We start from the raw sequence: 13,676 nt of genomic DNA, 5'->3' as shown, positions 1-13,676 counted from the left end.
AATAATCATAATTACCCCCACCAGAGTGTGATATGCGTAAATCTGTTGTGTTATTACTGGGAACGTTTGCTCTTTTTTCTGGATTCGCGCATGCGGATGATGGCGATGATGACACCATTAGCGCGAAAGAGCTTAAAACGCTGTTTTTCGGTCATGATGATCGTACGCGTGTCGCCGATCCTACCCAGGCCCCGTGGGATGCCATCGGGCAACTGGAAACCGCCAGCGGTAACTTATGCACCGCCACGTTGATTACCCCTCAGCTTGCCCTGACCGCAGGCCATTGCCTGTTGACGCCGCCGGACGGCAAACCCGACAAAGCCGTGGTACTGCGATTTGTGTCTCAGAAAGGGATGTGGCGCTATGAAATTCACGGGATTGAAGGCCGGGTTGACCCTTCGCTGGGTAAGCGCCTGAAACCGGACGGCGACGGCTGGATAGTCCCGCCCGCTGCGGCCTCCTGGGATTTCGGTCTCATCATTTTGCGCTACCCGCCTTCTGGAATCACTCCTCTGCCCCTGTTTGATGGCGATAAAGCCGCGCTGACCGCCGCGCTGAAAGCCGTCGATCGCAAGGTGACGCAATCCGGTTATCCGGTCGATCATCTGGATACGCTGTACACCCACACCGACTGCATTGTGACCGGCTGGGCGCAAAACAGCGTGCTCTCTCACCAGTGCGATACGTTACCGGGCGACAGCGGCTCACCGCTGATGCTGAAAACGGATAACGGCTGGCAGTTGATTGCTGTGCAAAGTTCAGCCCCGGCGGCCAAAGACCGATGGCGCGCGGATAACCGTGCTCTCTCGGTGACCGGTTTTCGCGACAAGCTGGAAGCGCTGGCACAATAACAGGCCAGCGCCGCCTCGCCTGACGTCATCAGGCGAGTTTTATCATAATCATACCGGCCAGCAGCAATACCAGGCCGATCCAGCCTTTATTATTTAACCGTTGGCCGAAGAGCACCCACCCTGCTGCCAGGGTCGCGGCAATACCAAACCCGCCCCACAGGGCATAGGCTACAGACAGATCGATACCTTTGACCGCCTGAGACAGGGCGCTAAACGCCCCCAGCACAGCGGCAATCGACATCAGACCGTAAACTTTACGACGAAAACCATCAGAGAATTTCAGAAACACGTTCGCCAGAATTTCCAGAACAATGGCGAACCCCAGCCAGGCCGCGTGGATCCATTCAAACTGCTGCATGGGTCTGCTCCTTCTGCGGTTTTGCCGGTTTACGTGTACCCGATTTAATCAGCACAATCCCGACTACCAGCGTCGTCAATCCGGCGATCTTCATTGTTGATAAGGTTTCGTCAAATAACAAAACGCTGAACAGCGTAATCAACAAAATACCGATACCTTCCCAGAGGGCATAAGCCACCCCCAGCGCGATTTTCTTCACCGCAAACGAGAGGAAAATATAGGAAAGCGAAATCATCACCAGCATTAAAATAAAACCGGTGTTGCCATCGCTGACGCTTGCCCATTTCATAGACAGCGTGCCGGTAATTTCAGCGAGAATAGCCAGGGCTAATAAAATCCAGTAAAACATGTTTTTCTCCTGCTTGAGAATATAATCCATCGCGGCTCGCTGCGAACAGCAAACCCAAAAAAGGAAATTAAATCAGATAGCTAAGCGCATGGCGCCAGCTCAGGCAGAAGACGTGACTATAGCGCGTTGCGCCAGTGTTGCTCACCGGACAGAAGGAAGAAAGAAGTGGAGAATACAGCAGTATGGTTTGAAGAATACGTCCTGAACAAATTGTCCATAAAATTACAATTATCCGCGGTGTTGCTTCTCGTCTTTGCGGATCAAAATTGTCCTCGGTAGTTAAACACGCTAAATTTGTACCATAAGCCAGGATTTTACTCAAAGTCTTTTCAATTCTTTACCGAGGCCGTTTGATTTTGGTTAGTTTATTAAACGCTTTTCGCCTTTATTATAAATAAAAAAATATGCAGGAATTGCCATGGCTAAACCCATCATTACCCTGAACGGCCTTAAGATTGTGATCATGCTCGGTATGCTGGTGATCATCCTGACGGGCGTTCGTTTTGCCGCCGATATTATCGTGCCTTTTATTCTGGCGCTGTTTATTGCAGTAATCCTTAACCCGCTGGTTCAGCGCATGGTGCGGATACGCATACCGCGCGTGCTGGCGATCACCCTGCTCATCAGCATCATTATTATCGCGATGGTGCTGCTGGTCGCTTATCTGGGCACGTCCCTGAATGAACTGGCGCGCACGCTGCCGAAATACCGCTCGTCGCTGGTGATCCCTCTGTTGCAGATTGAACCCTGGCTGCAGCGCGCGGGCATTGAGGTCTCCGTTGAGGAACTGCTGAAGTATATCGATCCCAACGCAGCCATGACCCTCGTCACCAGCCTGCTGGCGCAGCTCTCCAACGCCATGGCCTCTATTTTCCTGCTGTTTTTAACCGTGGTATTTATGCTGCTGGAGGTGCCGCAACTGCCTGCCAAACTACAGCATATAATGGTTCGGCCGGTGGAAGGCATGGGCGCGATTCAGCGTGCACTGGACAGTGTTTCCCGCTATCTGGTGCTGAAAACGGCGATCAGTCTCGTCACCGGGTGTGTTGTCTGGAGCATGCTGGTTGCGCTGGATGTGCGGTTTGCGTTCGTCTGGGGACTGCTCGCCTTTGCGCTTAACTATATTCCCAACATCGGTTCCGTGCTGGCGGCCATCCCGCCTATTCTGCAGGTGCTGGTTTTCAGCGGTTTGTATGATGCCCTGATTCTGCTGGCCGGTTATCTGGTGATTAACCTGGTCTTCGGAAACATTCTTGAACCGCGCATGATGGGACGCGGGCTTGGGCTTTCGACCCTGGTGGTGTTTTTGTCCCTGATATTCTGGGGTTGGCTGCTCGGCCCCGTTGGCATGCTGCTCTCCGTTCCGCTGACCATCATCGTCAAGATTGCGCTTGAGCAGACGGCGGGCGGGCAAAGTATCGCCGTACTGCTGAGCGATATGAGTCACAGAGGCTGAGCAACCCGTCAGTTAACCTACTCGCGCCAGCCCATTGCTGGCGCCACATGTTTGAGGATCGACTCAATCACATGCGCGTTGTAGTCCACGCCAAGCTGATTCGGTACGGTCAGTAACAGGGTATCCGCTTCGGCTATCCCGTCGTCCTGCTTCAATTGTTCAACCAGCTTGTCGGGCTCTGCCGCATAGCTGCGCCCGAAAATCGCCCGCGTTTTTTCATCCAGATAGCCCACGCTATCGCTGTCGTTGCGGCTGGCCCCGAAATACATCCGGTCACGATCGTCCATCAGGGCAAAGATACTGCGGCTCACCGACACGCGCGGCTGACGGGTATGGCCCGCCTCAGCCCAGGCCTGACGATACGCGCGGATCTGTTTTGTCTGCTGAATATGGAACGGCTCGCCGGTTTCATCGTCTTTCAGCGTTGAGCTTTGCAGGTTCATGCCCAGTTTTGCGGCCCAGACCGCCGTTGCATTTGAACCGGCGCCCCACCAGATGCGGTCGCGTAAACCTTCGGAATGAGGCTCCAGGCGCAGCAGACCCGGCGGGTTCGGGAACATCGGTTGCGGGTTTGGTTTCGCAAACCCTTCTCCGCGCAGCACCTCAAGCAGCACCTCGGTATGACGACGCGCCATATCCGATTCGTTTTCCCCTTCCTGCGGGACATAGCCAAAGTGACGCCAGCCATCAATCACCTGCTCCGGCGAGCCGCGGCTAATTCCCAGCTGCAAACGCCCGCCAGAGATCAGATCCGCCGCCCCGGCATCCTCCGCCATGTACATTGGGTTTTCATACCGCATGTCGATCACGCCGGTACCGATCTCAATGGTTTTGGTTTTTGCGCCTATCGCCGCCAGCAAGGGGAACGGCGAGCTGAGCTGGCGGGCAAAGTGGTGCACACGGAAATAAGCGCCATCGGCACCCAGCTCTTCAGCGGCCACGGCCAGGTCGATGGACTGGAGCAGCGTGTCCGCTGCGGTTCGGGTTCCGGACTGTGGCGACGGCGTCCAGTGACCAAATGATAAAAATCCGATCTTTTTCATAAGGGGTAATCCTGAGAATGTGTTGCGTTTCTTCTACTCTACGCATTACCGGGCAACAATAAATGCCGTTTATTTAACGGAAAACGTCAAATAAATTGACTGACCTGAGCAGATCGCTATTGCGTTCCATAATGGGATATAATTTCGCTCACTCTTTTCCTGGCAGGTAAAACCGGCAATGGCTCTGATCCCTAAAAACTACGCGCGGCTGGAAAGCGGCTACCGTGAAAAAGCATTAAAAATTTATCCATGGGTCTGTGGGCGCTGCTCACGGGAATTTGTCTATTCCAACCTTCGGGAACTGACGGTTCACCATATCGATCACGACCATACCAATAACCCGGAAGATGGCAGTAACTGGGAGCTGTTGTGCCTGTTTTGCCACGATCATGAACACTCGAAGTACACCGAAGCGGATCAGTACGGCACCACCGTTGTCGCGGGAGAAGACGCGCAAAAAGATGTGGGTGTCGCCACCTTTAATCCGTTTGCTGATTTGAAAGCGATGATGAACAAGAAGAAATAATCTTCCAGGAATTTTCTCGCTCCGGCCAGCTCTGTTCACCCGTATACATAGACGTACCAGGTAATGACATAGATGGCCGTAATGATTACCCCGGCTACGCCGAGGAAGATCGCATCTCTCACCTCCACACTAGAATGTCCAGGTGATGGCGGCGGTGACAGCGCCTTCGTTACGTCGCGATACGATCGGGCTGTTATTTGCATGCTCCCCAAGCCAGGTGTAGTCGGCACTCAGTACCGTGCCCCAATGGGTATCGAACTGATGACTCCATGTCAGGCTGCTGTCTATACCGTAGAATCCACCGGGCGCTGAATAACGGCTATAACCGGAGCGCTGACTCTGCTGCTGACTGACGCCATACCAGGCATTGAGGTAACGGCTGTCGCCAAACAGGGATGCAGACTGAAAAGCAATCGTGTCCTGACTGGTTTGTAGAGGAAGCAGCGTAACAGAGGCCTGGTAGTTTACCCCCTGACTGTCCGTTACAGGCAGGGTCGCTTTGCCTTCCACACTCAGCCAGGAAGTGATTTGCCAGCCGACCGCCAGCCCGGTATTCAGGCTGGTATCGATCTCTCCCATCCCTTTCAGATTATTTGCTCCCTCGCGCCAGCTGGCGTTTTCGTCCGCCCTCCCCAGGTCGTAACCCAGCGTATGTTCAAGGTACACGCCGCTGTCATTTTGCAGGTCATATCCAATGCCTTTCTGCGCATCAATAAAGAATGCACCTTTGCGCCCCTGTAAAACAGGAACCCCTTGCCATACCTGCTTGTCAGAGCCTGAATAACGAGGCGCATAGCGTCCTCCTGCCCCAATGGTCAAATAGTCGGAAGACGTTTGTGCCTCATCGGCGTGTACGCCGGATGCTGCCGTCATCAGAAACGGAACGGTCATATACAGGGCTTTTTTTCTCGCTATCATACTGGTCTCCACTTCTACGTTGTGCGCAGTATGATTTGGCTAAATCAATGAATAGTCGGGATAGTGTTAAGAAACGGTCAAGGTGAACAGATGTTGTCCAGAAGAGTGCTGATTATTGAAGATGATGCCGATGCGGCTGGCGTACTTGAAGCTTATTTACGCCGTGAAAATTACGATGTGACCGTCACGGGGGACGGGCTGGCCGGGCTGGAGATGGCGCAACGCTGGAAACCCGATCTTGTCTTGCTGGATGTCATGCTTCCCGGACTCAACGGAACTGAGGTGCTGGCCAGTCTGCGTCGCAAAAGCGATGTGCCCGTTATCATGGTGACGGCTATGGGCGATACGCCCGATCGCATCGGCGCGTTGAGATACGGGGCTGATGACTATGTCGTTAAACCCTATCATCCGGGTGAAGTCGTGGCACGGGTGCAGGCGGTGCTGCGCCGGAGCAATAAAAACACGCGCGAAGAAGAGATCCTTCGCTGGCAGACGCTGGAGGTGGATGTCACGGCCATTGTGGCGAGCATCATCAATGATGACAATACGCCACGGGTTCTGGATCTGACCCCAACGGAATTTTCGCTACTGACCACGCTGATGCGTTCACCTTCGCGTCCTTTTTCCCGTCAATATTTACTGGAGCACTGTTTGCCGGAAAGCGAGGCCCTGGAGCGGGTGGTGGATACCCATATTTATAACCTGCGTAAAAAACTCGAAGCCGCGGGTCTTTCCGGCGTGCTGGTTAACGTTCGCGGCGTGGGTTACAGGTTCAGACAGCCATGATAAAGACCCGTCATTCCTCCCTCTGGCGCTGGATTTGCGCGCGCATCCTGGCGCTGGCGATTGGCAGCGTGATCGTTATAGCAGCCTGTATGTGGCTGCGTTACGCCGTGCAGAACTACTGGATAATGGGCAAAATGCCCGCAGCGGTCCGGCAGGAGTTTCTCACGCTCAGCCAGAATCCGCAGTCAAACCCGGCCCGCTTTCACGATATTGTAGACAGCTGGTGGGGGCTCAGTTACTCCACCCCATCTATCGCCTCGGCTGACTGGGTCACCGTGGCTCTGCTGGTGCTGGTGATGATCCCCTTCATTGTGGTGATGGGACTTAAGCACGCTCGTCCTCTGGCGCTGCAGTTCAGCTGTCTTCGTGATGCGGCCAAAGATGTGGCCGATGGGCAGTTTGGCCGACAGGCAGAGCTGGTGAAAGATGCGCCCGCAGAAATGATCAGCTTTGCGGCTGACTTTAATACCATGACCGGACAACTGGCTCGCTATGAAAAGGAGCTTCGCGCCTCGCACGTTGCCATGGCACATGAGCTGCGCTCTCCCCTGACGGCAGCCATTGGACGTCTGCAGGGTATGATGGACGGCGTGTTTGACGCCACCCCGGAGCAGTTGGGGATGGTGATGAAACAGCTCCAGCACCTCAACCGGCTGACCGATGAATTGCACCTTCTCTCTTTGGCTGATGCGGGAAATCTTGTGCTTGAAGACAGGCCATTCCGTCTGGATGAGCTGATTCAGGAGCGGGCAGACTGGATAACCCCACAGGCCGATGCGCATAATTTTACGATAACGTTGCGTAACCCGCGCCCATGCCCCTTCAGAGGCGATGCGTTCCGTATGGGGCAGGTGTTTACGATCCTCATGGAGAATTCACTCCGCTACGGACGCGAGGGAGGCCATCTGGAGGTGGCCCTGCATTATGCCCAGGGGCAGTACACCCTCGAATTCGCCGATGACGGTCCGGGTGTATCAAATCACTTTTTACCGGACATGTTTAAGCGATTTAGCCGCGAGGAACAATCACGCGCCCGGCACTCCGGTGGCAGCGGCCTCGGTTTATCAATTGCGCAGGCGATTTGTCAGGCGCATGGGGGAAGTATTAGCGCGTCATTACCAGAAACCGGAGGGCTTCTGGTGCGCATCCAACTGCCCTGGCGCGCTTGTGACGAGGAAAATTCCCGCTCTTGATAAACCCTTGACACAACATCGAATCTTTCTCGATGAACAGCCGATTAAATAACGCCATCCCTTTTCTGGAGCGGCGTTATGTCAGACGAATTCATTCTCTCCCTCCGCCACAGCCTGCATCATGTATACAGCGTGGCGCGCACCCTTTCCTGGCTACACTTTATTCCCCTGGTGATACTTGCCCTGGCTATCTTCCCGCTAACCGGTTGCGGCGATAAACACGAAAACACGCCGCCCCCCGTGCGGGCGGTACGCTACAGTGTGGTGGGTTCAGCGAAAACGCTGCCAGCACTGGAAAGAACCGGTGAGATCCATGCCCATGATGAGACGACGCTGAGTTTCCGTACCGGGGGCAGGATCCTCACGCGCGTCGTCGATATTGGCGATCGGGTTACCGCCGGGCAACTGCTGGCGACCCTCGACAATACCACCGGACAAAATCAGCTCGACGCGGCCACCGCTGACTATGAGGGTGCCAAAGCCTCAGCGCAGATTGCCGCGCTCAACGTCAACAGAATGCAAACGCTGATGTCCACCGGCGCTATAGCCCGCACACAACTCGACACAGCCCGTGCAGACTGGCTTGTCGCCAGCGCGCGTCTGAAAAGTAGCGAGGCGGCACTGCGCAACGCCCGGGAAAGCCTGGGCTGGACCCGCCTTCTCTCGCCGAAGGAAGGCATCATTACCGCGGTCAGCGCCTCTGCGGGCCAGATTGTCAGCGCAGGCCAGTCGGTGCTGACGCTGGCGACCGGTGAAGCCCGCGATGTGGTGTTTGATGTTGCCGCGCCTGATGAGATCCCCTCACCAGATAAGGCTGATTTCCGCGTCGCCTTGCTCAGCGACCCGACGGTCAATGCTTCAGCTCTGTTACGCGATATCACGCCTCAGGCCGATCCCCTGACCCGTACCTGGCGGGTCAGAGCCACCCTGAACAACTCGCCCGCCGCCATGGCACTGGGTGCCAGCGTCACCGTAACCCTGCCCTCCAGTGCCGCGTGCGGTTACGTCCTTCCTGCGTCGGCACTGAGTCGTTACGCAGACAAGCCCGCTGTGTTTGTAATCAACCGGCAATCTCAGGCGCAACTGCGCGTGGTTGTGCCTGCACGTTACACGGCCTCCTCCGTCATCATCGCCTCCGGTCTTGCGCCCGGTGACAGGGTGATTACGGCTGGCGTGAGCAAATTACGCTCAGGAGAACAGGTGATTGCCGGGGAGGAGCAGCCATGAACATGAGAAGCACAAAAGAGACATTTAACCTCTCCGCCTGGGCGCTTAAAAATCAGCAGATGGTCAGTTTCTTTATGCTGCTAGTGATGGCGATGGGCGTGTTCTGTTACGAGCGCCTGCCGCGCAACGAAGATCCGGCGTTTACCATCAAAACGGCCGTGGTCTCCGCGCAATGGCCGGGGGCATCGGTAGCGGACACGACTCGCCTACTGACGGATACGCTTGAGAAAAAGTTACAGGAGATCCCCTGGCTTGATTATATCGAAAGCGAAACCCGGGCAGGACGCACCGTTATTCATGTCAACCTGCTCGATGATACGCCGCCGCAAACGGTGCCGGATATCTGGTACCAGGTGCGGAAGAAAATGCAGGATATCGCCCCGTCCCTGCCAGAAGGCGTTCAGGGCCCTGATGTCAACGACGAATTTGACGACACGTTCGGCACAATTTATGGCTTCATCCCCGAAGGCTATACCCTGCGGGAGGTTCGGGATCGGGTGGAGACACTGCGTCGGGAGCTGATGTCCCTGCCGGATATCGGCAAAACCACCCTGCTGGGTGAACAGCAGGAACAGATGGTTCTGACCTTTTCCCCGGCCCGTCTGGCGGGGATGGGTCTGGATATTCAGCAGGTGGCGGAGGCGCTCAGGGCGCAGAATGCAGTCGTCCCGGCGGGCATCATACGCACGGGGCAGGAGAACATCGCACTCCACGTCAGCGGTGCGCTCAGCTCAGAGGAGAGTTTACGCGCGGTCACGCTGCATATTAACAATCGTTATATCCCCCTGACTGACATTGCCACCCTCACCCGGAAAAGCGCCGAACCGCCCTCACCGGCGTTCCGGGTTAACGGAAAACCGGCTATCGGGCTGGCGATTTCAATGGCGCCGACAGGCAATATGCTGCGCTTTGGCGCCGCGTTGAATCAAAGAGTGGCCGCCCTCAGCGCCGGGCTGCCGCACGGTATCGAGATGGTGAAGGTCGCCGATCAATCCGCGGTAGTCAGCGACGCGGTGAGTAGTTTTATCAGGGTCCTTATTGAAGCGGTGGTTATCGTCCTGGCCGTTTCATTTGTCTCTCTGGGGCTACGGGCGGGGCTGGTTGTGGCTGCGGCAATCCCGCTGGTTCTGGCCATGACCTTCGCCGGAATGATGCTGGCCGGGATTGGCCTGCAGCGCATCTCGCTCGGGGCACTGATTATTGCGCTGGGTCTGCTGGTGGATGACGCCATGATCACCGTGGAAACCATGGTTTCTCGTCTGGAGGCTGGCGATTCCCGTCGGCAAGCGGCAACCCGGGCGTTCACCACGACGGCATTCCCGATGCTCACCGGCACACTGGTGATGATCGCCGGATTTATTCCGGTCGGCTTTGCGGCATCCAGCGCGGGTGAATACTGCTTTTCTCTGTTTGCGGTCGTGCTGATTGCCCTGCTGTGTTCATGGGTGGTCGCAATCCTGTTTTCACCGCTGACCGGGACATGGCTGCTGCCGGAGAACGTCAGGCATCATGCCTCCGGCCCGGGGCGGCTTGCTCGCGGGTATCACTGGCTGCTGCGTAAGGTATTGCGCCACCGACTCACCACCGTGCTTTGCGCCCTTGCCGCACTGGTTTTGTCCATATACGGGACGACATTTATGCAGGGTGAGTTTTTTCCCGCTTCCGACAGACCAGAGCTGCTGGTGAGCCTGACGCTTCCGGCCAACGCCTCACAGCCGGAAACGCAAAGAGAGGCTGAAAAGCTGGAGAAGGCGCTGGCAGGCAATAGCAATATCGATCATTACTCAACATACGTAGGATCGGGCGCTATCCGTTTTTATCTGCCAATGGATGTGCTGCTGGAGAATGAAAACAGTGCCCAGTTGGTGGTGGTCGCGAAAAACCTCGCCGCCCGCGACCGTCTGCACGCACAGCTGAACAAGATACTGGCGACGCAATTTAGCGACATCATCACACGCGTATCGCCCCTGGAGCTCGGCCCCCCGGTCGGCTGGCCAATCAAATACCGGGTTAGCGGGCCGGACTATATGAAGGTTCGGGCGCTGGCGAATCACCTGACGGAGGTGATTGGCCAGTCACCGCTCTCACGTGAAGTCAACCAGACCGCTGGTGAACCGGAGAGAGTGATTACTCTTGAGGTGAATCAGACGGCGGCCCGGGCTGCGGGCGTGTCGTCAGAAAGTCTGGCCCGGACGCTGAATACGGTCTGGTCCGGCAGCGTCGTGACCTCAATACGGGATAATGACCGGCTGGTGGATGTGGTGCTCCGCGCCAGAGACAGTGAACGTCTTAATCTGGCCACACTGTCGTCACTGACCGTTGAGGGGAACGATGGCAAAAAAATTCCGCTCAGTGCTGTCGCAACGCCGGTCTGGGGTGTGGACGATCCGGTTGTCTGGCGTCGTCAGCGCCTGCCGTTTATCACCGTGCAAACTGACCTTGCGCCGGGACTCAGAGCCGAGGTCGTCTCCGCCGCGCTGCGCCCGGCAGTGGATAAACTGCGTGCCCGTTTGCCTGCGGGCTACAGTATTGAGGAAGGCGGCGCGGTTGCGGAATCCGATAAAGGAAACCGCTCTGTCTTTACCGTTCTTCCGGTGACGCTGGTCATTATGTTGTTATTGCTGATGCTTCAGCTACGACGCTATTCCCGGATGTTTCTGGCCCTGTTCATGGCCCCGTTTGGCTTACCGGGCATCGTTCTGGCGATGCTGCCGGGTGGAACACCGATGGGGTTCGTCGCCCTGCTGGGCGTGATCGCGCTGGCGGGCATGATCATTCGTAACGCGGTGATCCTGCTCGGCGAAGCTGACAGCAATCTGGCTCAGGGGATGACGAACGATGCCGCCATTATCGCAGCCGCAGAGCACCGGGCCAGACCTATCTGTCTGACCGCCTGTGCCGCCATTCTGGGCATGATCCCCATCTCGCACCAGGTATTCTGGGGACCTATGGCGTATGCCATTATCGGGGGGTTGCTGGTCGCGACGCTGGTCACACTCACGGTACTGCCCGCGTCGTTCAGTCTGTTATTACAGTGGGGGGACGGTTTACGCAACCGGCACAGCGTATAAAACCCGGTCTGTGCTGAAAGCGAAATTGTCCCCCGATCCGTTACGCGGCCGTCAGCGCAAAACGGGTTCTCAGGACCTCAGCAATATCCTCTTCCGCCAGTTGCTGTGTCTTTGTGCCATTTGCGGTGATGGTCTTCAGCATATTGCCCAGCAGGATCTGGCGTCCTCCTTCGTTGCCAGGAGGCCGAAGGTCTGATCAATGCGCTGGAGGTGCATCGTCGCGATTTGTGACGGGCTGGCGGGTACCGCGTTCAGAGCGTCGATGCGTTAATGGTTAGTGACTGGCTGGATCGTCTCTGAATGCCGCATGGTGGCATTCAGAAATTGAAAATGGAAAGATCTTTAATATCGGCGTGTGGATTGGCGTTTTTTACCGCTATCAAAAAAGCAGAGAAATTATGATTAAACATCGTTACGTTCGGGTAAAACTGCACCTGTTTTTCCCTTCCGTTTTCAACATAGCTTACTGACCAGATCCGACGATTATTGACCATCGTCGATCCCGGCTTAATGTTTACTATCCTGGCCAGTTCAACCTGAGTGGTTCTATCCTTCTGAATTTCATAAAAATATCGCTCATCATAAAAATAAACCTTGCGGGAAAAACAATCAAAAAACCACGGGTTAGTGGATATTTTCTTCTTGCCCTGGGCATCTGAAACGATGCGTTTTGGCTGGCGAAATGACCTCACTCCATTCCTTATCACCAGATATAACCCAATAACCGGCAGAGCCATTAATAAAACGCTGATTGCTTCCCGCATATTCACCAATCCCGTTGATCACAGTCATGAGCGAGTATAACGGGTTCGTTCCTGAGAACAACATCCCCCCTGTCAGGGAATAATGCGTGCCGCCCTGAGCTGTGCGAACAGGCTGAAAAACATCTCGTCGGTGGCCCGCATGGAGGTGAATCCGGCCCGACGCAGCTTGCTGCCATCGCCAAACATATCGTAATCCCAGCTAAACACGAAGTCGGCAAACTGGCCGTCATTCAGCTGCAAAATATCGCTTTCCACCAGCCCGCGAGCTGCGGCGAGTTCATGCCATACCGTGCGGTAGTCCGTAAACAACTGCTGAAATGAGAGCCGGACCGGGGGGGCAGACTCCAGTTCAAACCAGTGTGCAATGCGTGGCCACAGCTCGCTCCAGCGCCAGATGTCACCGTTATTCACATTGAATGCCTGGTTCTCTGCTACCGGCGACGTGGCGGCCCACACGGTCGCCTCTGCCAGCAATTCACCGTCTGTATGATCAACAATGCTGTGCCAGGTCTGTTCGGCGCCGGGAAAACGCAGCGGTAAATTCAGCGCCTTACACAGCGATGCGTACAGCGCGATGCTCAGGGCAAGATTCATGGCGTTACCCGGCACCGTGCTGCCCACCACGCCCGGCCGGATGGCGCTCCAGTGCCACGCTTTTCCCCGTTGAAAATCGCTAAGCCACCTGAGCTGGGCCGCGTTAAACTCCGCGCCCGGTACGCCGGGATCGCTTTCACGTGCCGGGGTTTTGAACGGGCCAAGATGCGCGCCGTAGACTTTGTAGCCCTGCATCAGGCTGACCGTCTCAAGGGGCGCCGTGTTTTCGAGGTTACTGACCAGATGGCGCAGCATGGTGACGTTCGGTTCAACCATCTCTGTCCAGTTCGCGGCATTGACCCAGGCGCTGTAAAACACATGAGTGATCCCGCTGAGCGATGACAGTGCCCGCGCGCTGTCCTGTGCATCCAGTAAATCAACATTAACCATCGCAATGCCTTCAGGGTGAGATACCGCCTGGCGGCTCAGGCCAATAACCTCCCACTGATTACGCAAAAGCGTTTTGACCAGCTGGTTGCCAACAATCCCGCTGGCGCCAGCGACCAGCGCGACCCTGTGTTGCTGCGTCTTATTCATGGT

The 13,676-nt window shown here is 55.9% G+C and carries 13 protein-coding genes; 7 read left to right on the top strand and 6 right to left on the bottom strand.

Annotation, left to right across the window (positions count from 1 at the left end; genetic code table 11):
• The first annotated feature begins 32 nt into the window (after window positions 1-32).
• Window positions 33-851 carry a serine protease gene (locus HX884_RS09070; RefSeq protein ID WP_161670628.1) on the top strand — a complete coding sequence of 273 codons (819 nt, stop codon included), beginning with the start codon at window positions 33-35 and terminating at the stop codon, window positions 849-851.
• Between the two features lie 28 nt (window positions 852-879).
• On the opposite strand, the gene mdtI is transcribed toward HX884_RS09070, so the two are convergent.
• Window positions 880-1,209, bottom strand: a complete 330-nt coding sequence (gene mdtI / locus HX884_RS09065) for a multidrug/spermidine efflux SMR transporter subunit MdtI (RefSeq protein WP_013096842.1) — start codon at window positions 1,207-1,209, stop codon at window positions 880-882.
• The gene (mdtJ, locus tag HX884_RS09060; protein WP_040023093.1) at window positions 1,196-1,558 is read right to left on the bottom strand and encodes a multidrug/spermidine efflux SMR transporter subunit MdtJ; all 363 of its coding nucleotides are present in this window, start codon (window positions 1,556-1,558) and stop codon (window positions 1,196-1,198) included. The genes mdtI and mdtJ overlap by 14 nt, the downstream gene beginning before the upstream one ends.
• A 418-nt stretch (window positions 1,559-1,976) precedes the next feature.
• Between mdtJ and HX884_RS09055 the strand changes: the two genes are divergently transcribed.
• Window positions 1,977-3,014 carry an AI-2E family transporter gene (locus HX884_RS09055; RefSeq protein ID WP_148791139.1) on the top strand — a complete coding sequence of 346 codons (1,038 nt, stop codon included), beginning with the start codon at window positions 1,977-1,979 and terminating at the stop codon, window positions 3,012-3,014.
• 17 nt (window positions 3,015-3,031) lie between these two features.
• Here HX884_RS09055 and HX884_RS09050 read toward each other — a convergent pair whose 3' ends face one another.
• Window positions 3,032-4,057, bottom strand: a complete 1,026-nt coding sequence (locus HX884_RS09050) for an LLM class flavin-dependent oxidoreductase (RefSeq protein ID WP_178328012.1) — start codon at window positions 4,055-4,057, stop codon at window positions 3,032-3,034.
• A 178-nt stretch (window positions 4,058-4,235) separates the two neighbouring features.
• Here HX884_RS09050 and yajD point away from each other — a divergent pair, with 178 nt between their 5' ends.
• Entirely contained in the window at window positions 4,236-4,583 is a 348-nt protein-coding gene (gene yajD, locus HX884_RS09045; RefSeq protein ID WP_006808895.1) for an HNH nuclease YajD, read from the top strand.
• A gap of 129 nt (window positions 4,584-4,712) precedes the next feature.
• Here the strand turns inward: yajD and HX884_RS09040 are convergent, their stop codons facing one another.
• Window positions 4,713-5,501, bottom strand: a complete 789-nt coding sequence (locus HX884_RS09040; RefSeq protein ID WP_178328011.1) for a MipA/OmpV family protein — start codon at window positions 5,499-5,501, stop codon at window positions 4,713-4,715.
• 90 nt (window positions 5,502-5,591) lie between these two features.
• On the opposite strand from HX884_RS09040, the gene HX884_RS09035 reads away from it, so the two are divergent.
• The 4 genes from HX884_RS09035 to HX884_RS09020 all read left to right on the top strand — a co-directional run bounded on the left by HX884_RS09035 (window position 5,592) and on the right by HX884_RS09020 (window position 11,778).
• Window positions 5,592-6,287 (top strand): response regulator, encoded by a 696-nt coding sequence (locus tag HX884_RS09035; protein ID WP_038419267.1) that lies wholly within the window; start codon window positions 5,592-5,594, stop codon window positions 6,285-6,287.
• A complete protein-coding gene (locus HX884_RS09030) occupies window positions 6,284-7,480 on the top strand; it encodes a cell wall metabolism sensor histidine kinase WalK (RefSeq protein WP_178328010.1) in 1,197 nt (398 codons plus the stop codon). The genes HX884_RS09035 and HX884_RS09030 overlap by 4 nt, the downstream gene beginning before the upstream one ends.
• Window positions 7,481-7,558: 78 nt before the next feature.
• The gene (locus HX884_RS09025; protein WP_178328009.1) at window positions 7,559-8,707 is read left to right on the top strand and encodes an efflux RND transporter periplasmic adaptor subunit; all 1,149 of its coding nucleotides are present in this window, start codon (window positions 7,559-7,561) and stop codon (window positions 8,705-8,707) included.
• The gene (locus tag HX884_RS09020) at window positions 8,704-11,778 is read left to right on the top strand and encodes an efflux RND transporter permease subunit (protein ID WP_178328008.1); all 3,075 of its coding nucleotides are present in this window, start codon (window positions 8,704-8,706) and stop codon (window positions 11,776-11,778) included. Before HX884_RS09025 ends, HX884_RS09020 begins: the two co-directional genes overlap by 4 nt.
• A gap of 317 nt (window positions 11,779-12,095) precedes the next feature.
• Here HX884_RS09020 and HX884_RS09010 read toward each other — a convergent pair whose 3' ends face one another.
• Together HX884_RS09010 and HX884_RS09005 are read right to left on the bottom strand one after the other, a co-directional pair.
• Window positions 12,096-12,542 carry a hypothetical protein gene (locus tag HX884_RS09010; RefSeq protein ID WP_040023081.1) on the bottom strand — a complete coding sequence of 149 codons (447 nt, stop codon included), beginning with the start codon at window positions 12,540-12,542 and terminating at the stop codon, window positions 12,096-12,098.
• 72 nt (window positions 12,543-12,614) lie between these two features.
• Window positions 12,615-13,673: an SDR family oxidoreductase gene (locus HX884_RS09005; RefSeq protein WP_178328007.1), complete on the bottom strand. Its 1,059-nt coding sequence runs from the start codon at window positions 13,671-13,673 to the stop codon at window positions 12,615-12,617.
• Window positions 13,674-13,676: the final 3 nt, after the last annotated feature.

It is taken from the genome of Enterobacter sp. SECR19-1250 (assembly GCF_013391025.1).
GTDB lineage: Bacteria > Pseudomonadota > Gammaproteobacteria > Enterobacterales > Enterobacteriaceae > Enterobacter > Enterobacter cloacae.
The sequence above is the reverse complement of the archived record's forward strand: the minus strand, read 5'-3'. Positions and strand labels throughout refer to the sequence as shown.